20 protein-coding genes are annotated in these 23,884 nt (G+C 57.8%); 8 read left to right on the forward strand and 12 right to left on the reverse strand.

Annotated features, from left to right (window positions below; all coding sequences use genetic code 11):
* The first annotated feature begins 3 nt into the window (after positions 1-3).
* Both murA and QQG91_RS01420 read left to right on the forward strand, forming a co-directional pair.
* Positions 4-1,272: a UDP-N-acetylglucosamine 1-carboxyvinyltransferase gene (gene murA / locus QQG91_RS01415; protein ID WP_285771202.1), complete on the forward strand. Its 1,269-nt coding sequence runs from the start codon at positions 4-6 to the stop codon at positions 1,270-1,272.
* The gene (locus tag QQG91_RS01420; protein WP_285771203.1) at positions 1,269-1,748 is read left to right on the forward strand and encodes a DUF2948 family protein; all 480 of its coding nucleotides are present in this window, start codon (positions 1,269-1,271) and stop codon (positions 1,746-1,748) included. The genes murA and QQG91_RS01420 overlap by 4 nt, the downstream gene beginning before the upstream one ends.
* On the opposite strand, the gene QQG91_RS01425 is transcribed toward QQG91_RS01420, so the two are convergent.
* Complete coding sequence (locus QQG91_RS01425) at positions 1,745-2,677, reverse strand: ABC transporter ATP-binding protein (RefSeq protein ID WP_285771204.1); 933 nt, start codon at positions 2,675-2,677, stop codon at positions 1,745-1,747. The genes QQG91_RS01420 and QQG91_RS01425 overlap by 4 nt on opposite strands.
* 97 nt (positions 2,678-2,774) lie before the next feature.
* Here QQG91_RS01425 and QQG91_RS01430 point away from each other — a divergent pair, with 97 nt between their 5' ends.
* Both QQG91_RS01430 and polA read left to right on the forward strand, forming a co-directional pair.
* Positions 2,775-2,954 carry a zinc-finger domain-containing protein gene (locus tag QQG91_RS01430; RefSeq protein WP_285771205.1) on the forward strand — a complete coding sequence of 60 codons (180 nt, stop codon included), beginning with the start codon at positions 2,775-2,777 and terminating at the stop codon, positions 2,952-2,954.
* A 143-nt stretch (positions 2,955-3,097) separates the two neighbouring features.
* Positions 3,098-5,902 (forward strand): DNA polymerase I, encoded by a 2,805-nt coding sequence (gene polA / locus QQG91_RS01435; protein ID WP_285771206.1) that lies wholly within the window; start codon positions 3,098-3,100, stop codon positions 5,900-5,902.
* 210 nt (positions 5,903-6,112) lie between these two features.
* On the opposite strand, the gene QQG91_RS01440 is transcribed toward polA, so the two are convergent.
* The 5 genes from QQG91_RS01440 to QQG91_RS01460 form a co-directional block, all read right to left on the reverse strand.
* On the reverse strand, positions 6,113-6,574 hold the full coding sequence (locus tag QQG91_RS01440) for an Hsp20 family protein (protein ID WP_285771207.1): 462 nt from the start codon (positions 6,572-6,574) through the stop codon (positions 6,113-6,115).
* Positions 6,575-6,695: 121 nt separating this feature from the next.
* Entirely contained in the window at positions 6,696-7,475 is a 780-nt protein-coding gene (locus tag QQG91_RS01445) for a trypsin-like serine peptidase (protein WP_285771208.1), read from the reverse strand.
* Positions 7,476-7,530: 55 nt separating this feature from the next.
* Complete coding sequence (gene glcF, locus QQG91_RS01450; protein ID WP_285771209.1) at positions 7,531-8,853, reverse strand: glycolate oxidase subunit GlcF; 1,323 nt, start codon at positions 8,851-8,853, stop codon at positions 7,531-7,533.
* Between the two features lie 3 nt (positions 8,854-8,856).
* A complete protein-coding gene (locus tag QQG91_RS01455; protein WP_285771210.1) occupies positions 8,857-9,984 on the reverse strand; it encodes an FAD-binding protein in 1,128 nt (375 codons plus the stop codon).
* 7 nt (positions 9,985-9,991) lie between these two features.
* Entirely contained in the window at positions 9,992-11,431 is a 1,440-nt protein-coding gene (locus QQG91_RS01460; protein ID WP_285771211.1) for an FAD-linked oxidase C-terminal domain-containing protein, read from the reverse strand.
* Between the two features lie 81 nt (positions 11,432-11,512).
* Between QQG91_RS01460 and QQG91_RS01465 the strand changes: the two genes are divergently transcribed.
* The gene (locus QQG91_RS01465) at positions 11,513-12,214 is read left to right on the forward strand and encodes a DUF599 domain-containing protein (RefSeq protein WP_285771212.1); all 702 of its coding nucleotides are present in this window, start codon (positions 11,513-11,515) and stop codon (positions 12,212-12,214) included.
* Here the strand turns inward: QQG91_RS01465 and QQG91_RS01470 are convergent.
* Genes QQG91_RS01470 through QQG91_RS01485 form a run of 4 tightly spaced genes read right to left on the reverse strand, consistent with a single transcriptional unit; the run spans position 12,211 to position 18,894 of the window.
* A complete protein-coding gene (locus QQG91_RS01470) occupies positions 12,211-14,286 on the reverse strand; it encodes a hypothetical protein (RefSeq protein WP_285771213.1) in 2,076 nt (691 codons plus the stop codon). The genes QQG91_RS01465 and QQG91_RS01470 overlap by 4 nt on opposite strands.
* The gene (locus QQG91_RS01475) at positions 14,283-17,033 is read right to left on the reverse strand and encodes a DUF4159 domain-containing protein (protein WP_285771214.1); all 2,751 of its coding nucleotides are present in this window, start codon (positions 17,031-17,033) and stop codon (positions 14,283-14,285) included. The genes QQG91_RS01470 and QQG91_RS01475 overlap by 4 nt, the downstream gene beginning before the upstream one ends.
* A complete protein-coding gene (locus QQG91_RS01480; RefSeq protein ID WP_285771215.1) occupies positions 17,033-17,893 on the reverse strand; it encodes a DUF58 domain-containing protein in 861 nt (286 codons plus the stop codon). Before QQG91_RS01480 ends, QQG91_RS01475 begins: the two co-directional genes overlap by 1 nt.
* Positions 17,890-18,894 (reverse strand): AAA family ATPase, encoded by a 1,005-nt coding sequence (locus QQG91_RS01485; RefSeq protein WP_285771216.1) that lies wholly within the window; start codon positions 18,892-18,894, stop codon positions 17,890-17,892. Before QQG91_RS01485 ends, QQG91_RS01480 begins: the two co-directional genes overlap by 4 nt.
* 69 nt (positions 18,895-18,963) lie before the next feature.
* Here QQG91_RS01485 and QQG91_RS01490 point away from each other — a divergent pair, with 69 nt between their 5' ends.
* Complete coding sequence (locus QQG91_RS01490; RefSeq protein ID WP_285771217.1) at positions 18,964-19,527, forward strand: DUF1285 domain-containing protein; 564 nt, start codon at positions 18,964-18,966, stop codon at positions 19,525-19,527.
* 64 nt (positions 19,528-19,591) lie between these two features.
* On the opposite strand, the gene QQG91_RS01495 is transcribed toward QQG91_RS01490, so the two are convergent.
* Positions 19,592-21,070 (reverse strand): NAD-dependent succinate-semialdehyde dehydrogenase, encoded by a 1,479-nt coding sequence (locus QQG91_RS01495; protein ID WP_285771218.1) that lies wholly within the window; start codon positions 21,068-21,070, stop codon positions 19,592-19,594.
* Between the two features lie 72 nt (positions 21,071-21,142).
* On the opposite strand from QQG91_RS01495, the gene QQG91_RS01500 reads away from it, so the two are divergent.
* Complete coding sequence (locus QQG91_RS01500) at positions 21,143-21,916, forward strand: hormone-sensitive lipase (RefSeq protein ID WP_285771219.1); 774 nt, start codon at positions 21,143-21,145, stop codon at positions 21,914-21,916.
* Here QQG91_RS01500 and QQG91_RS01505 read toward each other — a convergent pair.
* Positions 21,913-22,347, reverse strand: coding sequence for a hypothetical protein (locus tag QQG91_RS01505; RefSeq protein ID WP_285771220.1), 435 nt, complete (start codon positions 22,345-22,347; stop codon positions 21,913-21,915). The two genes, QQG91_RS01500 and QQG91_RS01505, sit on opposite strands and share 4 nt — an antisense overlap.
* Positions 22,348-22,654: 307 nt before the next feature.
* On the opposite strand from QQG91_RS01505, the gene QQG91_RS01510 reads away from it, so the two are divergent.
* Positions 22,655-23,860 carry an aminopeptidase P family protein gene (locus QQG91_RS01510; RefSeq protein WP_285771221.1) on the forward strand — a complete coding sequence of 402 codons (1,206 nt, stop codon included), beginning with the start codon at positions 22,655-22,657 and terminating at the stop codon, positions 23,858-23,860.
* Positions 23,861-23,884: the final 24 nt, after the last annotated feature.

The following is a 23,884-nucleotide window of genomic DNA, read 5'->3' on the forward strand; positions in this document are numbered from 1 at the left end:
AGCATGGATTCCATTTTGGTAAAGGGCGGTTCTGCCCTGAGCGGCGAAATCGAGATCGCCGGCGCAAAGAACGCTGCACTGACCCTCATGCCCGTGACTCTTCTGAGTGATGAGCCTCTGACGCTCACAAACTCGCCGCGTCTTTCGGACATCAAGACGATGAGTGCCTTGCTGAAGTCTCTCGGGACCGAGGTGTCGTCGATGCAGGACGGCAAAACCATCGTGCTGTCGTCACATGGTTTGAACAGCACCCATGCGGATTATGAAATCGTCCGCAAGATGCGCGCCTCGAACCTTGTTCTTGGGCCACTGCTTGCGCGGGAAGGCCATGCAACGGTGTCGTTGCCTGGTGGGTGTGCAATCGGTGCGCGCCCGATGGACATCCATATTACAGCACTCGAGGCGATGGGTGCCGAGATCGAGCTCAAGGATGGCTATTTGCATGCCAAGACGAACGGCGGTCTCAAGGGCAATCTTGTGCCGTTGCGATTCGCGTCTGTGGGTGCGACCGAAAACGTCCTGATGGCCGCTACATTGGCCAAGGGCACGACGGTTATCGAAAACGCGGCGCGCGAACCCGAAATCGTCGATCTGGCCCGCTGCCTCAAGGCGATGGGTGCCCAGATCGAAGGTGAAGGCACCAGCCGTATCGAAATTCAGGGTGTTGACCGACTTCATGGCGCAACGCACCGCGTTGTCACGGACCGTATCGAGCTTGGCACCTATATGCTCGCCCCCGTCATCGCAGGCGGCGAGGTCGAATGTCTTGGAGGTAAGCTCGAACTCGTTCAGTCTTTTGTCGAAAAACTGGATGCGTCCGGTGTTTCGGTCGAAGAAACCGCGCGCGGCCTCAAGGTCAAGCTGAACGGAGACCGACCCAAAGCCGTCGACGTTGTCACCGAAGTGTTCCCCGGATTCCCGACTGATCTTCAGGCGCAAATGATGGCGATGCTCTGCTTTGCGGATGGCACCAGCGTTCTGGAAGAGAAGATTTTCGAGAACCGCTTTATGCACGCGCCCGAACTGATGCGTATGGGTGCAAAGATCGATGTGCATGGCGGCACCGCGACTGTCACGGGTGTCGAAACGCTCAAGGGTGCCCCAGTCATGGCGACCGACCTGCGGGCGTCCGTCTCGCTTATTCTGGCGGGTCTTGCAGCCGAAGGTGAAACGCTTGTGAACCGCGTCTATCACCTTGATCGCGGGTATGAGCGTGTCGAAGAAAAACTTGGGGCCGTGGGCGCCAAGATCGAAAGGATCAAGGGCGAGTGACCGAAGACGCACGTTTCGAAGATGGGGGCGAAACGCCCCTGCGCCTCAAGGCTCTGGATGCGGACGACCTCACGGTTTTGTCCGCACTCGTGCAAGATTCGGTCTTTCCTGCCAAGGAAATGGTGTGGAAGCAGAAAGAACGCCGCTTTGCGATCCTGTTGAACCGTTTCCGCTGGGAGGACGTCACGTCTGCCGAGCTGCGCCGCCGCCCCGTCGAGCGTGTTCAATCCGTTCTCGTCATCGAGGATGTCGTCTCGGTCCAGTCCCAAGGCGTGAACAAGTCGGACGGCGAGATCGTGCTGTCATTGCTCTCGGTCGGCTTCGAGGCAGGCGAGGACGGCACGGGTCATGTTCTTTTGACATTTGCGGGAGGCGGCCAGATCAAACTGGAAGTCGAAGCACTTGAAGTGATCGTCAAGGATGTGACGCGGCCTTATGTGGCCCCGTCACGCACCGTTCCCACCCACAAAGATTAACGCGAAGCGGTCAATTCGAGGAATACATCCTCTAGATCCGCTTCGGTCGTTTTGACGTCTTTGATCGAAATGCCCGCGTCGCGAAGCGCCGAAAGGATCGTTTCGGCGCGGGTTTCTTTTTGCTTGTAGGTAAAGGCAAGCGACCCATCGGGGCGCTTCTGACCCAAGATCTCGGGCGGAAGCTGCGGAAGCTCGGCTTCTGCATCGGGAACAACGATCATCGTCTTTTTGTCGATGCGCCCGAGAAGGTTCGCTGTCGTGTCACGCGTGATAAGAGAGCCGTGGTTGATGATCGCGATTTCGTCACACATCGCTTCGGCTTCTTCGAGGTAATGCGTTGTCAGGATGATCGTCATCCCGCGTTCTTCATTGAGCCGGCGCACGTTGTTCCACAGCATATTTCGAAGCTCGATGTCGACACCTGCGGTCGGCTCGTCAAGAACAAGGATATGCGGATCGTGGACCAAGGCTTTGCCGAGCAAAAGTCGCCGACGCATCCCGCCGGAGAGTGACCGTGCATAGGCATTCTTTTTGTCGGTCAGACCGATCAACTCGAGAATTTCATCGGTTTTGCGCTGGGCCTTGGGCACCCCGTAAAGCCCCGCTTGGACTTCGAGACTGCCGCCTGGGGTAAAGAACGGATCAAGGTTCGGCTCTTGTGGCATGATCCCGATCGCGGCACGTGACTGGCGCGGGTTTTTGTCCTGATCGAATCCCCAGATTTTGACGGTGCCTTCGGTCTTGAGCACGAGCCCCGCAAGGATGTTGATCAAGGTGGATTTGCCCGCACCATTCGGCCCGAGCAGACCGAATATGGAACCGCGCGGGATGTCGAGATCGATCCCCTTGAGTGCTTCTTTGCCGGGACTACGGCCAGACGCTTTGTAAGTCTTGCGAAGTCCGCTGATTTCAATGGCGTTCTCGGTCAAAGCGTTGTTTCCCGTCTTGCTCGTGGCGCGTGGTGTTCTATTATGCCATCCGATTTAAGGCGGGAAAGCTCCCGCGGCAACAGATGAAGGCAAAGCAATGAGCATTCCTGCACCCGAGACCAAGATTGTTGATCAGTGGCGCGTCGCTTGCGACGGTGGTGAGGGTGCTCTTGGCCATCCCCGAGTCTATCTTTCGCTCCCGCACGAGAGCGGCAAAGTCGAGTGCCCCTATTGCGATGCGCTCTTTATCCACAAGAGCTTTGCCGACGCCAAATAAGACCGAACAGCGGTTTTGGAATGACCAGAGCGGCCCGATCTCAAATCGGGCCGCTTTTCGTTTGTTCTTGGGGGCAAACTGCTGGCGGCAGGCGGCTGAACATGTCAAAACCTTCCTGACCATGACTGCGCGGAGGGATTGATATGACGAAATTCGGAAAAGGCTGCCACCTGCACCTGATCGACGGCTCGGCCTTTATCTTTCGTGCTTATCACGCTTTGCCGCCTTTGACGCGCAAATCCGACGGTCTCCCTGTCGGGGCAGTCAGCGGCTTTGTGAACATGCTCCAACGCTATATCGAGGGTAACAACGGCCCTGATGCTGCAACACATGTGGCGGTGATCTTCGACAAAGGAAGCCACACCTTCCGCAATGATCTTTACGATCTTTACAAAGCCAACCGCGAGGCGATGCCCGAGGACTTGCGCCCGCAAATGCCTTTGACCCGCCGTGCGACGATTGCCTTCAACATCGCCTGCAAAGAGCAAGAGGGTTTCGAGGCGGACGACATCATCGCCACTCTCTCTTGCCGTGCCCGCGAGGCAGGCGGCCGCGTGACCATCGTGTCTTCGGACAAGGATCTTATGCAGCTTGTCGGTGACGGGGTCGAAATGCTCGATCCGATGAAAAACCGCCGTATCGACCGTGATGGTGTGATCGAGAAATTCGGCGTCGGTCCCGAGCGCGTCGTCGATGTGCAATCACTCGCAGGTGACTCGGTCGACAATGTGCCCGGCGCTCCGGGGATCGGGATCAAGACCGCCGCACTTCTGATCAATGAATTCGGGGATCTGGAAACGCTGCTCGCCCGCGCTGGCGAGATCAAGCAACCCAAACGCCGCGAGTCTCTGATCGAATTCGCGGACCAGATCCGACTGTCCAAAAAACTGGTCTCGCTCGACTGTAACATGGAGCTTGATTTCACTCTGGATGATCTCGAACTGCGTGCGCCCGTCGCCGAGGACCTTCTCGCGTTCCTGACGGAAATGGAGTTTCGGACGATCGTCAAACGCGTATCCGAACATCTCGGCGTTGAAGCGCCTGTCATCAAAGAGCCGACACCCGCAGAATCCACCGCCACATCGGAAGAGACCCGCGAACTCCCCTTTGATCACGGCAAATACGAATGGATCAAAGACCGCGCGGCGCTTCAAAGCTGGATCACAGCAATCCGCGAGCGCGGCTATGTTGCCGTCGACACCGAAACGACAGGCCTCAACGAAATGACGGCCGATCTCGTCGGTATCTCGCTCTGCGTCGAGGCAGGCCAAGCCTGTTACATTCCGCTTGCCCATCGCGCCGACGCGGGCGACGATCTCTTCGCCTCGGACGCCAAGGCCGAAGGACAGATGGACCTGAATGACGCCCTCGCGCTGCTCAAGCCCGTTCTCGAGGACGACAGTGTTCTGAAAATCGGTCAGAACATGAAATACGACGCCAAGATTTTCGCGCGCTACGGCATTCAGGTTGCCCCTGTCGATGATACAATGCTCATGTCCTATGCGATGCATGCAGGACTTCATAACCACGGGATGGACCAACTGTCCGAGCGCTATCTGGGCCATGCGCCGATCGAGATCAAATCCCTCATCGGCACCGGGAAATCTGCCGTCACATTCGACAAAGTCCCTGTGGAAGAGGCCGTAAAATACGCCGCCGAAGACGCCGATGTGACGCTTCGCCTTTGGCAAAAGTTCAAACCGCGCCTGCATCAGGCCAAGGTTACGACCGTGTACGAGACCCTTGAACGTCCTTTGATCCCGGTCCTCTCGCGGATGGAAATGGCCGGGATCAAAGTCGATCGCGACACACTTTCGCGCATGTCGAACGCCTTTGCCCAGAAAATGGCGGCCCTAGAAGCGGAAATTCAGGACCTCGCGGGTCGTCCGTTCAACGTCGGTTCCCCCAAACAACTCGGCGAGATCCTCTTTGACGAAATGGCGCTGCCGGGCGGCAAGAAGGGCAAGACGGGGGCCTATGCCACGGGCGCAGATATTCTCGAAGACCTCGCCACCGAGCACAAACTTCCGGGACTCGTGCTCGATTGGCGTCAACTTTCTAAACTCAAATCGACCTACACCGATGCGCTTCAGGATCATATCAATCCCGAAACGGGGCGCGTCCACACAAGCTATTCCATCGCAGGTGCGAACACAGGACGATTGGCATCGACCGATCCGAACCTCCAGAACATCCCCGTGCGCACCGAAGACGGCCGCCGCATCCGCGAAGCCTTCGTCGCACAAGAAGGCAAAGTGCTGGTCAGCTTGGACTACAGCCAGATCGAATTGCGGATTCTGGCGCATGTGGCAGGCATCGACGCACTCAAGCAAGCCTTCCGCGACGGGCACGACATCCATGCGATGACCGCCTCGGAAATGTTCGATGTCCCGCTCGACCAAATGACGTCCGACATCCGTCGGCAGGCTAAAGCGATCAACTTCGGCGTGATCTATGGCATCTCGGGCTTCGGACTGGCGCGCAATCTACGCATCCCCCGCGCCGAAGCGCAGGGCTTCATTGATCGCTACTTCGAACGTTTCCCGGGTATTCGAAGCTATATGGACGACACGATCGAATTTGCGAAAAAGAACGAGTTCGTCGAGACTCTCTTCGGGCGCAAAATCCATACGCCCGAGATCAACGCAAAAGGACCGACCGCAGGTTTTGCCCGCCGCGCGGCAATCAACGCACCGATTCAGGGCACCGCAGCAGATATCATTCGCCGCGCCATGATCCGCATGGAAAGCGCCATCGCCGATGTTCCCGCTCGGATGCTGCTACAGGTGCACGACGAACTTTTGTTCGAAGTGGAGAAGGGCGCGGAAAAAGAGCTTATCGAAATCGCCAAAGATGTGATGGAGAATGCCTCCGATCCGGCTGTAAAACTCGATGTCACCCTCGAGGTCGAGGCAGGGATTGGCGCGAATTGGGCAGAGGCGCACTGACGCCTTTGGAAACAAAGAAAAGCCCGGTGGATCACCACCGGGCCGGCTCTCGCCTTCGTGCACGGCCATCGGCGTCCCCGCCTGTTCCGTATCGAGCAAAATACCCCCTTGGGGTTAACAAAATACGGTTTTGCCTTTGTGCCCTAAATATCCTCGGGGGTGAATTTGCCCGAAAGGGCAAAGAGGGGGCGGAAAGCCCCCTCGCTTCCCTCAATTCACGGCTTTGTTCTCGATGACCGAGCCGCGCGCGTTTGTGGTGATCTGGATCAGCCGCGGCTTGAGCGCTTCAGGCACTTCCCGCGCAAGATCGACGTGCAGCATCCCGTTTTCATGGACCGCGCCCGTGACCCTCACGTGATCGGCGAGATGGAAGCGGCGCTCGAAGGCGCGTTGGGCGATCCCACGGTGGAGGAACACCTTGTCCTCTTTTTCTTCGGGCCGCGCGCCCGAAATGAGCACTGAATTTTCGCGCACTTCAACCGAAAGATCATCCTCGGTAAAGCCCGCAACGGCGATCGAGATGCGCCATGCATCTTCAGCGGTTTTCTCGATGTTGTAGGGGGGGTAATTCTGGGCGCTCGTGTCGTTGGTCAGAACACGATCCATCAGGTCTGCGATTTGGTCGAAACCGACGGTGGCGCGGTACAGCGGTGCAAAGTCAAAATTGCGCATAGGGTTATCCTCCTTTGAGCGACAACAATATCAATGCCTTCCGATTGGACAGGCGGTGACGGGACCCGTTGCGGCGTCCCACGATGTTGATTTGGGGAGAGTGTTCGGCGCTTTCAAGACCCTAGGGGCGAACGAATTTCGCGCCCGTGGAATTCCGGTTTCCCAGTCTATTCGTTTCGATTTTGGGGGTGTCGAAAGAGGAAACCAGCTCGGCCAATTCGCTTCCGAGCGCCGTCCCGAGAGAGACCTTTCTCTCGCCGACATGTGCCATGACCGATATGACCGAAACGATCCTTGGCGCCCCGTTTTCCAGAGTGAAGACAGGCGCACCCGACGAGCCGAAATTGATGTCGCAGCTCATCACCAGAAACCCGTCTTGTGTTCCGATGACACTGCAAACCTCTTGAAGTGACGGTGCTTCGGCGCGGTCTTGCGCATAGCTTACCACCCCGATTTCCTGTCCCGACCGCGGTGTTGCGGCAATCTCGAACGGCACGATCCGCGATGTGCGGATCGGTTGGGCCAATTCGAGAACCGCAAGATCATATGGCACTTCGGCCAGATCGGCACTGGCGCGATGGTGATATTCGGGATGGGCTAGGATACGGCGGACCGACCGATAGGCCTCGGCGCGGCCGTTTCGCAAACCGGCATTGAACTCGAAAGTATTCGGAGAAAGAAGCACTCCGTCATCACCATAGACGCAATGTGCTGCGGTCAGAACGAGATCATCGCGGATAAGGGCCGCCGTGCAAAAGCCCTCGCCCCCGATGTCGAGCCGACCGACGGCATCCCAGCCACGGCTGTCGTTCAAGGATTGCATCGCTTGAAGCGATGCATCCTGAGCGTTCGCACCAGTTGCCAAAAGCCAGAGTGCGGCTGCGATAGCTGTTGTCTTCATAAATCCTGCCCTCATCGCTTTTTCCTAGGCGATGCTTCGGGCAAGATTAAGGCGGTTATCGTAACTTGGGAACCGCTTGCGTTATGATGCTTTGGGATAGGGCGCGTGGCTCGGGGCCACCCGTTGCCCAATCCAGCAACTCGACCGTGTGAACGATCGGCACTTCGGTGCCTGAACCGATTTGCATCATACAGCCGATATTGCCCGCCGAGATGATATCGGGTTTGAGCGCCTCCAAACTGCGGACTTTGCGTGTTTTGAGTTGTCCCGAGATTTCGGGTTGCATCAGGTTGTATGTCCCTGCGGAGCCGCAGCACAGATGCGGATCGGCAGGTTCAAGCACGGTGAATCCCGCCTTGCGAAGGAGATCTTTCGGGGCCGCTTTGATCTTTTGCCCGTGTTGGAGCGAACACGCTGCGTGATAGGCGACACGTTCGCCGCGCTGGGGGAGGTCCGGAAGATCGAGCGTCTGCAAAAACTCGGTGATATCCATCGCAAGCCCCGAGACACGGGCGGCCTCTTGGGCAAGCGGATCATTGCGGAACATATGCCCATAATCTTTGATCGTTGTCCCACAGCCCGAGGTGTTGATCACGATGGCATCGAGCCCTTTGTCGCTCTCGATCTCGCGGCTCCATGCTTGGATATTGGCCTTGGCGGCGCGGTGACTGTCGTCTTCTTTGCCCATGTGATGCGTCAGCGCCCCGCAGCAGCCCGCACCGTCCGCGACTACAACTTCACAGCCCAAACGGGTCAGAAGTCTGATGGTGGCGTCGTTGATATCGGTATTCAGCGCTTTTTGGGCGCAGCCGGTCATCAACGCCACGCGCTTTTTCTTGGTGCCTTTGGGGGCAAAGGTCTGTGGGTCGTCGTTTCGGCTGACGGGCGGGATCTGCTTCGGTGCCATTTCAAGCATTGCCCTCAGACGCGCATCGGGGATCAGCTTGCGGAAAGGACGGCCGATTTTGGCAGCGAGCAAGGCAAGTCTGAAGCGCGTCGGATAAGGCAGAATTTGCGCAAGTATCCAGCGCAGCGCACGGTCGGACCAAGGTCGATCATAGTTCTTTTCGATGTAGGCACGAGCATGATCGATGAGGTGCATATAATGCACACCCGAAGGACAGGTGGTCATACAAGCAAGGCACGACAGACAGCGGTCGATATGTTTGACCATTTGCGCATCGGGGACGCGTTCGTTTTCGAGCATATCCTTGATGAGGTAAATCCTGCCTCGCGGGCTATCGAGCTCGTCGCCGAGCACTTGATAGGTCGGGCAGGTCGCGGTGCAGAACCCGCAATGCACACAAGAGCGCAGGATCTGGTTCGCGCGTTCAATCCCGGGATCCTGGAGCTGTTCTGGGGTAAAGAATGTCTGCATAGGTCAGCTCATAAGTCCGGGGTTAAGAATGCCTTTGGGGTCGAAACGTGCGCGAAGCCCATTTGTAAGCGCGGCGATGGCGCGCGGTTCCGGTTGGAATACCGAAAGCCGTGTCCGATCGTTCAGCGCCGCTTTGACAAGTGTCGCATGCCCGCCGCCATAGTTATAAATCTCGCGCTGAAGCTTTTCATGGAGCGACTGCGGGTCAGCCTTTGAGCCGATCCACAAAAGACCGCCCGCCCAGTCCATCAGGACCTCGATCTCATGTTCACGCTGTAGCATTTCCAGAAAATCAGGTGCTTTGCTCGGGGTCATCGAAACGCGCCAAACCGTGTCGAAACCCGCAAGAGGATGGACGTTTCTGATCCCGCGCCAAAGTTCGGTCTGAGCGCTCTGGTCCTGATTGACCACGATCTCGCCGCCCAAGAGTGCAACGAGACGTTCGCAGCGATAAGTGGTCGAGGCCTCGGTGCCTTCGATACGCAAGTGTGTTGTGCCACCAAGATGGGCTGCACCTGTGACCTCGAACGGCGAGCCCATTGCTTTCGAAATGCTCGCGACGGCTTCTTTTGTGGTCTGGCCGTGAAGGGTCAGCGTAAGCTGGCGTTCGGCGACGGGAAGGACCTTGAACGAAATTTCGCTCAGAACGCCGAGTGTGCCATAGCTTCCCGCCATGAGTTTGACGAGATCGTAGCCGGTGACATTCTTCATGACACGCCCACCGTTCTTGACGATGTTACCCATGCCATCCACGAAGCGGACGCCGAGCATGAAATCCCGCGCCGCGCCGACCTGAATGCGGCGGGGTCCCGATACGTTGGCGGCGGCAATTCCGCCCATCGTTGGCTCGCCTGTGGTGCCCAGAAGAACGCGGTGATCCATCGGTTCGAAGGCAAGGCGTTGTCCTTCTGCGGCAAGAACTTCTTCGACCTTTGTTACGGGCGTGCCCGATTGCACCACCAGTGTCAGCGAACCCGGTTCATAAAGCGTGATCCCGTCGAGCCCCTTGGTCTCGAGAAGCGTGCCTGTCACGGGTTTGCCGATTGGCCGTGTGCCTCCACCCTGGATCGAAAGAGGGCCAGAGGAAGTCGCAATCGCCTCGGCGAGGTCTTGTTCGGTTAAGGGGGTCATGGTGATCCTATTCTGCCGCGATGCGGTGCTGTTCTGACGATGCCAAAGGAAAGACTTTGGCAGGGTTCAACAGCCAGCGCGGATCAAAGACATCCTTTACGGCCATTTGTGCTTCGAGATCGGCCTCGGCGAACTGTGCTGTCATGAGGTCACGCTTTTCGATGCCGACCCCATGTTCGCCCGTCAGACAGCCCCCGACTTCGACGCAAAGCCGAAGGATATCGGCACCGAAGGCCTCGCATTTCTCGAGATCGCCGGGTTTGTTTGCATTATACAGAATGAGCGGATGCATGTTCCCGTCGCCTGCGTGGAACACATTGCCGACGCCAAGCCCGTATTCCTTGCTCATCTCGCCGATCCTGCGGAGCACGTAAGGAAGCTCGGAAACCGGAATTGTCCCATCGAGACACATATAGTCGTTGATCTGCCCCATCGCGCCAAAGGCCGATTTGCGTCCCAGCCAGATCCGCGCGGCCTGATCGGCATCGCGTGCCTCGCGGAATTCCACTGGGTTGTGGCGCAGCGCAATCGCTTTGATCTTGTCGAGTTGCTCGCGGATTTCTGCAGGGCTGCCCTCGACCTCGATGATAAGAAGCGCTTCGCACATCGGATAGCCTGCTTTGGCAAAGGCTTCGGTCGCTTCGATACAGGGGCGATCCATGAATTCGACGGCCACAGGAAGAATGCCCGACTTGATGATGTCGCTGACGCATTCCCCTGCCACTTCGTTGCTATCATAGCCGATCAATACGGGAAGAGCGCCTTCGGGCTTGGGAAGAATGCGCAGGGTGGCTTCGGTCACGACCCCCAATTGACCTTCGGAGCCGCAGATCACGCCTAGCAGATCCATGCCGCCCGCATCGACATAGGTGCCACCGATGTCGAGGATCTCGCCCTCCATCGTCACCATTCTTACGCCCATGAGATTGTTCGTCGTCACCCCGTATTTAAGGCAATGTGCTCCGCCCGAATTCATCCCGATGTTGCCCGCAATGGCGCAGGCCAACTGGGACGAAGGGTCAGGGGCGTAAAAGAAACCATCCGCTTCGACAGCGCCCGTGACGGACAGGTTCGTGCGCCCCGTCTGAACCCTTATGTAGCGATCGGCATAGTTTGTTTCGATAACCTGATTGAGACGCGAAACGCCGAGAATGACCGCATCGGCCGTCGGAAGCGCGCCCCCTGCAAGCGATGTTCCCGATCCACGCGGCACCACGGGCACGCGCTCTTCAAAGCATACGCGAAGAACGGCTGCGACCTCTTCGGTCGTCGAAGGAAGCACGGCACACAGAGGCGGACAGCGATAAGCGGTCAAAGCATCGCACTCATAGGCCCGAGTCTCTGCCGGATCATGGATAACGGCGTCATGTGGGATAACCGATTGTAAACGTTGAACGATACGCTCCTTGCGGGCGATGATTCCTTCGTCGGGGATTGGCATTTCCATGATAATTCCTCCTGATTGGTAACTTCTTATAACCAATTTTCCGATCTGGCAAGTTTTAGAAGGGCATCGTAGAGTGAGCCCATGAATCTGATCGAGCACCTTTTGTTGTTGGAACCGCTGGACTGGATCGCAGGCGTTGCGGTTCTTCTGGCTTGGGCGGGTATTGGTTGGCGGATCGAACATCCCAGCTCCAAGCGCCCCTCTGTTTCGGTCATCATGGCCGACTATCGCAGGCTTTGGATGATCGAATTCCTGCGCCGCGATAACCGCATTTTCGACGCTCAAATGATCGGACATTTGCGCCAAGGGACGTCCTTCTTTGCGTCGACCTCGATCCTTGCGATCGGCGGTGTGCTCGCACTTGTGGGGAACGTCGATCCCTTGCGCGGTGTGGCGGAAGAATTCACCGATATCGGATCGACCCCTGAATTCATCTGGCAACTCAAGCTGTTGCTTGTGTCATTCTTTCTGGTCTTTGCTTTTCTGCGCTTTGTCTGGGCACATAGGCTCTTTGGCTATGCGGCCGTTGTCATGGGGGCGGTCGGCCCGATTGCCGATGCCAAAGAGGAACACAAGGCGCTTCAAGCGGCGGACCTGAATATCCGCGCCTCGACCAATTTCACGCGCGGCTTGCGCTCGATGTATTTCGCCTTGGGCACTTTGGCGTGGATTGGCGGGGCAGGCGCGTTGCTTATCGCCACGGCGGCCGTGACCTTTGTCCTTTGGCGAAGAGAGTTCAACTCGGTGCCGCGCGAAATCCTGCTGCGCAAATTCGAAGGCTAACGGCGACCTTCCCTCAGCCACGCGCCGAGCAACATGCCTGCCGCCATGAGCAACAAGAGCCATGTGGGAACGAGTGACGCGATGGAAACCGTCGTGGCGCGATACGCCTCTCGCGGTGTAATGCCGATCCAGCCGCGCCCTGCCGCAGGACGATCGGATTGAACCGCTCGGACATCGGGGAGTGTGTCTTCGATGCGAAAGATACCGCCACGTTTGGCATCGACAATAGGTTCGAGCAAATCCCCTGTTGCAATGGTGTTTTCGAACTCTTTGGGGGCCGCAGGTCCGATAGCGATGACCGCCTCTTTGTCCCCCTGTTCAAACGTGTAAAGCCCCATCATTGGCGCCTCGAACCGCGCCTCGAACCGCCCTGGTGTCACCTGGTTCAGTTCGATTTCGGTCGCCGCCCCATCGGGGCCGGTGACGGTGACGCTGGGGACTTCGGTTCTGAGTGTTCTGCGGATCACGGTGATGGTCTCGCCGATGGCTTCAAGCCAGAGCGCTTCTTCCTCGAGTTCGGGCTCTTTCATCATCCAATGCGCAAGCCGACGAAGAAGCTCTTGTTGTGGGCCGCCACCCTCGAAACCGCGATCCCAAAGCCAAGCCTGATCGGAGGCAAGCAGAGCAACGCGGCCCTCGCCCACCCGATCAAGGAGCAGGAGCGGGCTTTGATCGACGCCCGACATGATGACCTCGGCGTCCTGTGCTGCAGCGACCTCGATCTGGCGCAACCAGCGGCCCCAAGTGGGCATCCCGCCATCTTCGGTCGGTGCGAAATCCAGATCCGCCAAACCTTCGGTTACGGGGTGTTTGGCGCCCAGTTCAGTGATCTCGGGCACAAAGCCGCGTTCGAAGATACGAGCACTGGGTGCGCCGGGGAGAATGTCGCCGAGCGGCGAGCGGAAAATGCTTTCCGCACTTCCGAATTCGGGTCCTGCAGCCACAAGAACAGCACCCCCCTTGAGCACATAATCGGCGATATTGGCGATATAGCTCGTGGGAAGGATTCCGCGCCTGCGATAACGGTCAAAGACGATGAGGTCGAATTCGTCGATCTTTTCCATGAACAATTCACGTGTCGGAAAAGCAATAAGCGACATCTCGTTCACAGGCACACCGTCCTGTTTTTCAGGCGGCCGCAAAATGGTGAAATGGACAAGGTCGACACTCGAGTCCGACTTGAGAAGATTGCGCCATGTGCGCTCGCCTGCATAGGGTTCGCCCGAAACCAAAAGAACCCGCAGCCTGTCGCGCACGCCGTTGATCTGGACCACCGCAGAATTATTGCGATTCGTAAGCTCGCCTTGGGTCAAAGGCGTTTCGAACTGGAGCACATTGATTCCGCCATGAGGCAGCGACAGAGGAATCTCGATGTCTTGCGCGATGGGCACCTGGAAATCGAGCCGTTGCCCACCGTCGATCGTAATGGAAAGCGGGACGGTTGTTGACGCATCCGGCGCTTTGCCTTGGTCCTCGATCCGGAGTGTGAGCGATACCTGTTCGCCAAGGATCGCAAAGCTCGGCGCATTGCGGATGATCAGCCGACGGTCCCAGTCGGTTTCCTGTCCCGTCAGCAAAAGGTGCAAGGGCGCGGGCAATGGCGGCGCAACCCCGAGGTCATGGGCAATTCCGTCGGTGATCAGAACGACACCTGCAACGCGGCCACTCGGTTCTTGACCCAAGGCTTCGCTCAGAGCGGTCAAGAGAGCTGTGCCGCTGTCGTTCTCGCCGTCCTCAAGCCGAACGACCCGAAGCTCGGTGTTCGGGCGTTCTGCGATCTGCGACCGAATGTGGTCAAGCGCTACTTGGGTTTGGTCCGGCCTGTCAGAGAGGCTTTGGCTTGATGTGTCATCTACAACGGCGATGACGATATCGCTCAGGGGAACACGGTCTTCTGACTGGATCGAAATATTGGCGAGTGCAGCAACAAGCACCAAAGCCGCGAGCGCGCGCAGCCACCAACCGTTTAGGCGCTTGTAGGCTGCGAAGACCACAAAGACTGCCGCAACCGCAGCAAGGGTCCAGAGCAAAGGCCAGCTGATCAGCGGATCAAAGATTAGCGAGTTGCTCATTGGCCCAACCTATCAAGAAGCGCGGGGACGTGCACCTGATCCGACTTATAATTGCCCGTCAAAACATGCATGATAAGATTGATCCCGAAGCGATAGGCGTATTCACGCTGTTGTTCGCCCGCCATGCCGCGCCCGACGGGATAGAGCCTGTTCCCGATTTCATCGACCGCCCAAGCCGAAGCCCAATCATTGCCGCCGATCACCACAGGCGTCACACCGTCGTTGAGAATGCGGAACGGCAGACCTTCGATTTGCTCGGCATTCGCCTGCGCGGCCTCGACCCAGATATCCAGACTGTCGAAGCGTCCGGGATAGGCTTGGAGAAGGTAAAAGGTGCGCGATAGCACATGGTCCTGCGGTATCGGTTCGAGCGGAGGAATATCCAAACCGATCGCAATGCGGCGGAGCTTTTGTCCTTCGGGCGTGCCGCCTCCAAAACCCGCACGATCTGCATCGCGGGTGTCGAAGAGGATCAGCCCGCCACGTTGTAGATAGAGATTGAGCTTGGCATAGGCCTCTTGCGAGGGAATGGGCTGATCCGGACTGATCGGCCAATAGAGAAAAGGAAAGAGCGCTATTTCGTCGGTTTCAAGGTTCACACCCATCGGCGCGGCAGGCTCGACCGATGTGCGGCGGAACAGCGCTTGAGAAAGCCCGAGTAGACCCGCTTCGGCGCGCGCGTCGAGATCGTCATCGCCCGTGAGCACATGGGCGAGCACAACGTTCTCGGTCGCTTCAAGCGCAAAGCTGTCGTCCTGAGCCTGAGCGCCATGCGAGAGCACTCCAATTGCGATGGAGAAGACGAGAATTTGCGCAACGCGCAATCGCCCCGTCAGCCCAAGCGCGGCAATGATGTCGATCAGAGCAAGCACCAGAGCACCAGTCAACAGTGCGCCTTTAAGGTCTTTGGTCTCGGTCGCCTCCTGCCCGATCCTGACCACATCCGAGGGCCATGTCGCGGCTGCGAGAATGCGATCTTCGGCCACGGCGTTCAGCGCGATTGTTTGCTCGTTCGCCTGATAAATCCCCGGGGCGAGATCTGCACCGATCCGGCCGCTGGCGATCGTTGAACCTTCGACGCTTGCAAGCGTGTCGACCGAGGTCAATGCGCCGAAGCCATCCATGATTTGTGTCGGAGACCATGTCGAAGCTTCGAGATCTTGGATAAGCTGTGCACGGTTGCCCGAAGCAAGAGCGAGACGTTCCAGCATCTGGACGAAAAGTCCCGATAGCGGAAGGCTGGACCATTCTGCATTGGCGGTCACGTGAAATAGAACCACTTGTCCAAGCCCCAACGTCTTGCGCGTCACAAGAGGGGTGCCGTCCGACAACTCCGCAATCACACGGCCAGCGAGTTCGGGGCTTGGCTGTGCAAGGACCTGTGTGCTGACGCTCACGTCTTCAGGAATGGTCAAACCAAAGAACGGGCTGTCTTCTTTGAAAGGCGCAAGCGCCTTTGGCTCGCCCCAACTCATTGCCCCGCCGAGCGTTCGACCGCCCGTGCGAAGCTGCACTGGCAAAAGCGCGTTTGCTTCGTCACGCAGGCGATCCGCGATCGCAAGGTTCGGCCCTGCAAAGCGCAAGAGCAGACCACCGTTCTCTACCCAAGTCGTAAGTTCTGCGTTCTGGATAGGGGGAAGGGCTGCCACATCAGCAAGGGCAATCACATCGGGATTGGCAAGAAGGAGCTGTTCCAGCGGACCACTCAGAATATCGGCAGAAGGCGCGAGAGCTTCGCGGAGGTAATGGAAAGGAGACAGAAGCTCGAGACCCTCTTGACTTGCGCCCGTGTCGACAAGAGCTACCTCTCTGCGGCGCAACGCGTCCCCTGTTAATGAAACGGCGCCCGCCGAGGCGACATCGGCGATATCAAAACGGGTCAGTCTGTTTCGAAGCTCTGGGGGTAGATCGAATGCGGCAGTCGCCATCAAGGCGCCCGCTTCAAAGGAGAGGGGCTGTTCTTGCAACACACGTTCGATGCCTGCAGGATCGAGGCCCAGTGCGCGGATGCGGGCCTCTGGGGTCACATTCGCCGAACGCAAAGCCGTAACTGAAATGGTGCCGTCGCGCAGTTCGGCAGGCCTGAGCGCCAAAATCGGCGAAGCGGGTGTCGCAACACTGACCCGACCCTTTGAGCGCAATGCGTCGAGCAACGCTTCGCGACCAGAGCGCTCCAGTCCGTCCGAGAGCCAAATCGTGTCAAACGACTCCTGTGGGAGGGATTCCGCCAGCGCGAGATAGTCGTCTTCATGCGGTTCCCAAGCTTGGGGGGCAATGCTGTCGAGTAGAGCGGAATTGATCTGCGGCGAGACAAAAGTCGGTTCTGACGAAGCTTTGGTGAGCGAAACGAGCGCGGTCAAAGCCTCATCGCGCGCAGCTTGCTCTAAAATCGCCTCGGCCATGGCTTTGGCATTGTCCCAGTCCTGCGCAGCGCCCCAGCTTGCGTCCATCACGATCAACAGCCGTTCCGAGGTCGAAACACTTTGGTCTCGCGGATTGAGAATGGGCCCCGCAAATCCGATGATGACCGCAGCGACCGCCAAGAGTCTCAGAAGCAAAAGCCACCATGGCGTGGTGTCGGTCTGGCTTTCTTTGTCCTTGAGCCCGAGCAGAAGAACAATCCCGGGGAACTTGCGTCGGATCGGTGCGGGCGGCACGGCTCGGAGCAGGTAAACGATAACCGGCAAAAGCGCGAGCGCCCAAAGCAAAAGCGGCGAGGTGAAGCCAATCGGACCGAGAGACCACATCAGCGCTGTCTCTCCAACGCGGCATAAACGGACAAGAGCGCTTGGGTCGAGCTTTGATCCGTATGGTGGACTTGATAGTGCCAGCCCGAGCGCTGGGCCAACTTTTGGAGCCTGTCTTTCCGCTCGGCCAAACGTTCGAGATAGGCGGGACGAAGGTCTTTGGCGCGCAGCGTTTCGAATTCGAGACGCTTGTCAACGCTTTCGAAAATCGTCCTGCCGCCAAACGGAAATGTCTCTTCTGCAGGGTCGAGAACCTGAAGCAAAAGTCCGGTCACTCCAAGGCTTGCAGCCTTGGTCAGGGCCGTTTCCACAGCCTCGAGGTCCGAGAGAAAATCACTGATGAAAATCGCTCGGGCGTGCGGCGCGAAATGCTCTGTGCGGAGCGCGCTGTCGGCCAGCGTTTCTGAAAGTGCGCTCGTCAAACGGAGGATCTGCTCGCTCCCTCGCTTTGCCGGAATGTGGGGCGCAACAAGGCCGACACGCTCGCCCGCGCGAAGCATCAGGATCGCGCTTGCAAGGCCGATCAAACGGGCGCGCTGTAATTTAGTCTCGAGTTGCGTGCCGCTCGCAAAGTCAAGCGACGCGCTTTGATCCACCCAGAGAGAAACGGTCTGTGCGATCTGCCATTCCTTATCTTGGACGAACGACGCATCCGAGCGGGCAGACCGACGCCAATCTATGTGACGTGCATCGTCTTGTGCCGTCGCGGGGCGATACTGCCAGAAGTTCTCGCCCATTCCTGCACGTCGGCGACCATGCTCGCCCATGATCACACTCGAGGCGAGTGTCTCGGCCCTGACCAAGAGCGGCGGAAATCTGGCTGCGACCTCTTCCGCCCGAGTGCGAAGCGGGAGTGTCACGCGGCGGCCTCGACCTTGGTGATCTGGGTTGCAACGTCGTCGATGATGCGGCCAAGATCCGCGCCGCGCGCACGCGCCGCAAAGCCAAGCGCCATCCGGTGACTGAGCACCGGCTTTGCTAAACGGCGCACGTCCTCGACAGAAGGTGCAAGACGTCCATCGAGAAGTGCCTGAGCGCGAGACGCCAGCATCAAAGCCTGAGACGCCCTCGGGCCGGGACCCCAACTGATGTTGTCGCGGATGAGAGCGGGAGCATCGTCATCGGGGCGACACGCACGGACCAGATCGAGAATGCATTCTACCACGCCCTCTCCAACGGGCATACGGCGCAGGAGCGTTTGGGCCTTGATCAGATCGCCCGCCGAAAAGATCGGGCTGACCTCGTGGTCGTCGGTTCCAGTGGTCGCTAGTAGGATTTGCTTTTCAACCTCGCGCGTCGGGTAGGGCACGTCGATTTGGAGGAGAAAGCGGTCAAGCTGCGCTTCTGGGAGCGGATATGTGCCTTCCTGTTCAAGCGGGTTCTGCGTTGCAAGGACATGAAACGGGGTGCCGAGCTTGCGGTGTTGCCCCGCAATCGTCACTTCGTGTTCCTGCATCGCTTGGAGCAGGGCGGATTGCGTCCGCGGGCTTGCACGGTTGATTTCGTCGGCCATCAAGAGCTGACAGAAAATCGGACCTTCGATAAAGCGAAACGCGCGTCTGCCGTCGGCAGCGGTCTCAAGCACCTCGGAGCCCAGAATATCCGCAGGCATGAGGTCGGGGGTAAATTGAATTCGGTTGCCATCGAGTCCCATGACCGTGGACAGCGCCTCGACAAGGCGTGTCTTGCCCAAACCCGGCAAACCGACCAAGAGCGCGTGACCTCCCGAGACAAGCGCCATCAGCGTCAACTCGACGACCCGCTCTTGCCCGATAAAGCGCTTGGCAATGCTGTCGCGCGCCGCACCAAGCTTGTCGCCGAAAGTTTCGATCTCTGCGACCAAGTCTGCGGGTGCTGCCATGACATTTCTCCCTCGAAGCACTATCTACTTAGAACAACAGATATAGCGGACGAACCCAATGGGGAAATCATGGACACACAAAAGATTGTGACGCCATCGGCGGAAAGTCTGGTCTCGGCGGCGCAAGCTGCCTCAAAAAAGGGTCTGCCCCCTGTCGAAAAGTGGAATCCGCCGTTCTGTGGGGACATCGACATGGAGATCAAGCGCGATGGAACTTGGTTCTATCTCGGCACGCCGATTGGGCGTCCTGCGATGGTCAAACTGTTTTCGACGATCATTCGAAAGGACGGTGAGGACTATTTTCTTGTCACGCCTGTTGAAAAAGTCGGTATCCGCGTAGAGGACGCGCCATTCGTTGCGGTTGACTTCAATCCTGTCGAAGACGGATTGGAATTTGTGACGAATGTCGACGACAAAGTCGTGGCAGGACCCGACCATCCGATCCGCGTGAACCGTGATCCCGAAACGGGCGAGCCGTCGCCCTATATCCTCGTGCGGCGCAATCTCGAGGCGTTGATCGATCGCAAGTCGTTCTATCGGCTGGTCGATGTCGGCGAGATCAAAGGAGAGATGTTCGGCGTGACGTCGGGCGGGATGTTCCATCCCCTGATTCCCGCAGCCGAGCTGGAATAAGTCCTCTCGGCTCGAAAGAAGGTCGATGGCGCGGATTGCACTTGGTGAACCCGCGCCCTGATGATCAAACTTGGGTGCAGATGTATTTCATCTCGAGGTAATCCTCGATCCCGTGGCGGCTTCCTTCGCGGCCAAGGCCGGATTGTTTGACCCCGCCAAAGGGCGCGACTTCGGTCGAAATGATGCCCGTGTTGACACCCACCATCCCGTATTCAAGTGCTTCCTGAACCTTGATCACACGGCTCATGTCTTTGGCAAAGAAGTAAGATGCAAGACCAAAGATCGTGTCATTGGCCATCTCGATCACGTCATCCACTGTCTCGAACTTGAAGAGTGGTGCAAAGGGACCAAAGGTTTCTTCCTTGGCGACCTTCATGTCTTGGGTGGCGTCGCAGACAATCGTCGGGAGGAAGAATTGCGAGCCTTCGTTCGACATCGCGCCCCCGGTGAGGACCTTGCCGCCCTTGGCCACAGCATCCGCAAGATGGTCTTGGACCTTGGCGATGGCCGAAGGCTCGATCAAAGGACCAAGATCGGTGCCTGCTTCAAGCCCGTCACCCACCTTGAGAGCCTCGACCGCGATCTTCAGCTTGGCCGAAAAAGCGTCATAAACACCTGCTTGCACGTAGATACGGTTGGCACAGACGCAGGTTTGCCCGTTGTTGCGGAATTTGCAGGCAATGGCACCTTGGACCGCTGCATCGAGGTCGGCGTCGTCGAACACAATAAAGGGTGCGTTACCGCCCAGTTCCATCGAACATTTCATCACCTGATCGGCGGCTTGGCGCAAAAGGATACGGCCCACTTCGGTCGACCCTGTAAAGGTGAGTTTGCGCACCTTGTGGTTCTCGCAGAATTCTTTGCCCACGCCCGAGGCATCCGAGGAGGTCACGACGGAAAATACGCCTTTGGGCACGCCTGCCTGCTCGGCAAGCTTTGCCATCGCCAGAGCCGAGAGCGGCGTTTGAGAGGCGGGTCGGATCACAAAAGAGCAACCCGCCGCGAGAGCAGGGGCGACTTTGCGGGCGATCATCGCATTGGGGAAATTCCACGGTGTGATACCGGCGGCAACCCCGATGGGCTGTTTGATGACGGTAATACGCTTGTCGGGCATATGACCGGGGATGGTTTCGCCGTAAACGCGCTTGGCCTCTTCGCCGAACCACTCGACATAGCTCGCGCCATAGGCGATCTCGCCACGACTTTCGGCAAGAGGCTTACCCTGCTCGGCAGTCATGATGATGGCAAGATCTTCCTGATTTTCGATCATAAGATCATACCATTTACGCAAGACCGCGGCGCGTTGCTTGCCGGTGCGGGCGGCCCATTCCTTCTGGGCGCTGTGGGCAACATCAATCGTTTTGGCCACTTCTTCGCGGCTGAGATCCGCCACATTCGCAATGACGTCACCGCGTGCGGGGTTGGTCACTTCGAACGTTTTCCCCGATGCCGAGCTGACCCATTCGCCGCCCGCGAAAGCGAATTCGGTCAACAGGTCAGGGTTCTTGAGAAGAGATTTGAGATTGGTGCTTTTGCTGGACATGGTATCCTCCGCCAAATTTGATCATATAGATACACGGCACCGACCCTAGGTCTAGTCTGAATGGAAAGAATGATGGAACTCGACGACGCATTTGCCAACGCAGCCTATATTCCGGGCGGCGTTGATTACCCCGAAAGATGGCTTGCCGAAGCTTTGGCATTTCGGAGCACCCATCCCGCCGCGCTTGACGTGCCCTACGCCGAGAGCGAGCGTTGCGCGTTTGATTTGTTCCAACCTGCTGGAGCACCCAAGGGTGTCGTCATCTTCGTCCACGGCGGATATTGGCTTCGTTTTGATCGCAAATACTGGTCGCATTTTGCCAACGGAGCGCTTGAACACGGATGGGCGGTTGCGATGCCCTCCTATGATCTTTGCCCGAAGGTGCGGATCAGCGAAATCGTGGCACAGGTCAAAGCCGCAATTGGCGTGATTGCGGATCAGGTCTCCGGTCCGATCCGGCTTGTCGGGCATTCAGCCGGTGGGCAACTTGTGGCACGGATGATCGCTTCGGATATCGACGAACCTTGGGTCTCTCGGATTGCCAAAGTTATGCCGATCTCGCCCGTTGCGGACCTTGCCCCCTTGATGCGCACGTCGATGAATGCGGATTTGCGGATTGATGCGGAGGAAGCGGCGGCGCAAAGCCCGATCAATCTTGGCAAGCATGACGTGCCCGTCACGGTCTGGGTCGGCGCAGACGAACGGCCCGTTTTCGTCGAGCAGGCGACGCGGCTCGCAACCGAATGGAATGCCGCTCTTGTGGTCGAGCAGGGGCGGCATCATTTCGATGTGATCGACGGGCTTGCCGATCCCCAAAGCGCACTGATGCGGGCTCTGCTCGACTAGAGCGGCTCTGGTGCCTTGATTAAAAAGGCACCGTGAAAGCGCAGGTTTTCGGTATCGCCGAGTGAAAAAGGAAATCCGCCGAACGCATATTCGGACATGATCACCACGCTATTGTCGGGCCCCATATGCGACTGGAGTGCGTCGACCTGTTCGGGTGAAAAGAAATCCGAGAGAACATCCCCAACTTGGTCTTGGTATCCCGTAACCAGATACGACGTGTCGATATAGGCTCCGGGAAGGGCGCGTGTCAGCGGGGTTGGGCTGTCGGCATCGTCATTGTCGCCAAAGCAATAGGCAACAAGCTCGTCCTCTGTCGCAAACACGCCAGAGAAGAAATAGACCCGAACAAAGCCTTCGGGCGCCCTTGGGGGCAGTTCGGGTGTATCGTCGGAAGGTGGCTCAAAGCTGAAAAGTTCGGACCAGATCGACATGGTGCTCCCTCCGTTTGTCTTTGCAGTCAAAGGGCATGATCCGAGCGCAGAATGCAAGCTTCTATGCGTTTGCGGGCGCATGGCCGCATGTTCAAAAGGCAGCTTTTCGACAATTTGGAACTCTATCCTTTCGTTCTTCAAAATCTTCTGGAATTTGTGTCGAACTCTTGCCATATCTTCTCACGAGAGCGTGGCGATGGCGTCGCCACAGGTCATTCCTATCTCGCGGGTTTGTCCCGCAGTCTCCTGAACGCCGGGATCTTCTTTTGGAGGTCCGGTGGGACCTCTGCGAAAAATGAGGTCTAAAATGACAGCACGTCCCCAGTCTTATCGTTTCCATCAGGGCGACCGTATTCTTCCTTTTGCAGAATCAGAATACGAAGCCCGTGTTACCGGACTCCGTAAAATCATGGCGGAAAAAGGGGTGGATGCGGTTGTGCTCACGTCCATGCACAACGTCGCCTATTACTCGGGTTTTCTGTATTGCTCGTTCGGCCGTCCCTATGCCTATGTCGTAACGGCAGGTCAGGCCGTTACCATCAGCGCAGGGATCGACGCGGCTCAGCCTTGGCGCCGCTGCTATGGTGATAACATCACCTATACGGACTGGCAGCGTGACAACTACTGGCGCACGATCCGTGATATCACGGGAACAGGCGCTGTGATCGGCTATGAGGCGGATCATCTCACGCTGCTCCAAAGCCAGAAGCTGGATCATTTCCTCGCACCCAAGAGCAGCTTGGATATCGCACCTGCAACGATGGAACAGCGGATGCGCAAATCCGCCGCCGAAATCGAACTTATCCGCGCAGGCGCGGCTGTTGCCGACGTCGGTGGCTTTGCAATCCGCGAGGCCATCAAGGTCGGCGCCCGTGAGATCGATGTCGCCATGGCAGGTCGCGATGCCATGGAACTTGAAATCGCCAAACGCTTTCCCGATGCCGAATACCGCGATACCTGGGTCTGGTTCCAGTCGGGGATCAACACCGACGGCGCACATAACCCCGTGACGGCGCGTGCTCTCGAAGTGGGTGATATCCTGAGCTTGAACACCTTCCCGATGATCTCGGGATACTATACCGCGCTCGAGCGGACGTTGTTCGTCAAAGAGGTCGATGCCGCGAGCCTCAAGATCTGGGAAGCTAACGTTGCAGCGCATGAATACGGCATGTCGCTTCTCAAGCCCGGTGCAAGCTGTGCGGAAATTACTGCCAAGATCAACGACTTCTTCGAAGAGCGTCAGCTTTTGCAGTATCGCACTTTCGGCTACGGCCATTCGTTCGGCGTCTTGTCGCACTACTATGGCCGTGAAGCGGGCCTCGAACTTCGCGAAGATATCGACACCGTCCTCGAAGAAGGCATGGTCATTTCGATGGAGCCGATGCTCACCATCGCCGAAGGCCAGCCCGGTGCAGGCGGCTACCGCGAGCACGATATCCTCGTCATCACCAAAGACGGTAACGAGGACATCACCAAATACCCCTATGGCCCCGAGTTCAACGTCGTAGGCTGATTATTTTGCAGCAGTGCACGGCAG

It is taken from the genome of Marivivens sp. LCG002, from assembly GCF_030264275.1.
Taxonomy (GTDB): Bacteria; Pseudomonadota; Alphaproteobacteria; order Rhodobacterales; family Rhodobacteraceae; genus Marivivens.

Excerpts from the sequence above, each read along its gene's own strand:
- QQG91_RS01465 (WP_285771212.1), top strand. The coding sequence starts at position 11,513 with ATGAATCTGATCGAGCACCTTTTGTTGTTGGAACCGCTGGACTGGATC.
- QQG91_RS01485 (WP_285771216.1), bottom strand. The coding sequence starts at position 18,894 with ATGGCAGCACCCGCAGACTTGGTCGCAGAGATCGAAACTTTCGGCGAC.
- QQG91_RS01440 (WP_285771207.1), bottom strand. The coding sequence starts at position 6,574 with ATGCGCAATTTTGACTTTGCACCGCTGTACCGCGCCACCGTCGGTTTC.
- murA (WP_285771202.1), top strand. The coding sequence starts at position 4 with ATGGATTCCATTTTGGTAAAGGGCGGTTCTGCCCTGAGCGGCGAAATC.
- QQG91_RS01455 (WP_285771210.1), bottom strand. The coding sequence starts at position 9,984 with ATGACCCCCTTAACCGAACAAGACCTCGCCGAGGCGATTGCGACTTCC.
- QQG91_RS01500 (WP_285771219.1), top strand. The coding sequence starts at position 21,143 with ATGGAACTCGACGACGCATTTGCCAACGCAGCCTATATTCCGGGCGGC.
- QQG91_RS01505 (WP_285771220.1), bottom strand. The coding sequence starts at position 22,347 with ATGTCGATCTGGTCCGAACTTTTCAGCTTTGAGCCACCTTCCGACGAT.
- QQG91_RS01470 (WP_285771213.1), bottom strand. The coding sequence starts at position 14,286 with ATGAGCAACTCGCTAATCTTTGATCCGCTGATCAGCTGGCCTTTGCTC.
- QQG91_RS01460 (WP_285771211.1), bottom strand. The coding sequence starts at position 11,431 with ATGGAAATGCCAATCCCCGACGAAGGAATCATCGCCCGCAAGGAGCGT.
- QQG91_RS01430 (WP_285771205.1), top strand. The coding sequence starts at position 2,775 with ATGAGCATTCCTGCACCCGAGACCAAGATTGTTGATCAGTGGCGCGTC.
- glcF (WP_285771209.1), bottom strand. The coding sequence starts at position 8,853 with ATGCAGACATTCTTTACCCCAGAACAGCTCCAGGATCCCGGGATTGAA.
- QQG91_RS01495 (WP_285771218.1), bottom strand. The coding sequence starts at position 21,070 with ATGTCCAGCAAAAGCACCAATCTCAAATCTCTTCTCAAGAACCCTGAC.
- polA (WP_285771206.1), top strand. The coding sequence starts at position 3,098 with ATGACGAAATTCGGAAAAGGCTGCCACCTGCACCTGATCGACGGCTCG.
- QQG91_RS01490 (WP_285771217.1), top strand. The coding sequence starts at position 18,964 with ATGGACACACAAAAGATTGTGACGCCATCGGCGGAAAGTCTGGTCTCG.
- QQG91_RS01510 (WP_285771221.1), top strand. The coding sequence starts at position 22,655 with ATGACAGCACGTCCCCAGTCTTATCGTTTCCATCAGGGCGACCGTATT.
- QQG91_RS01475 (WP_285771214.1), bottom strand. The coding sequence starts at position 17,033 with ATGTGGTCTCTCGGTCCGATTGGCTTCACCTCGCCGCTTTTGCTTTGG.
- QQG91_RS01445 (WP_285771208.1), bottom strand. The coding sequence starts at position 7,475 with ATGAAGACAACAGCTATCGCAGCCGCACTCTGGCTTTTGGCAACTGGT.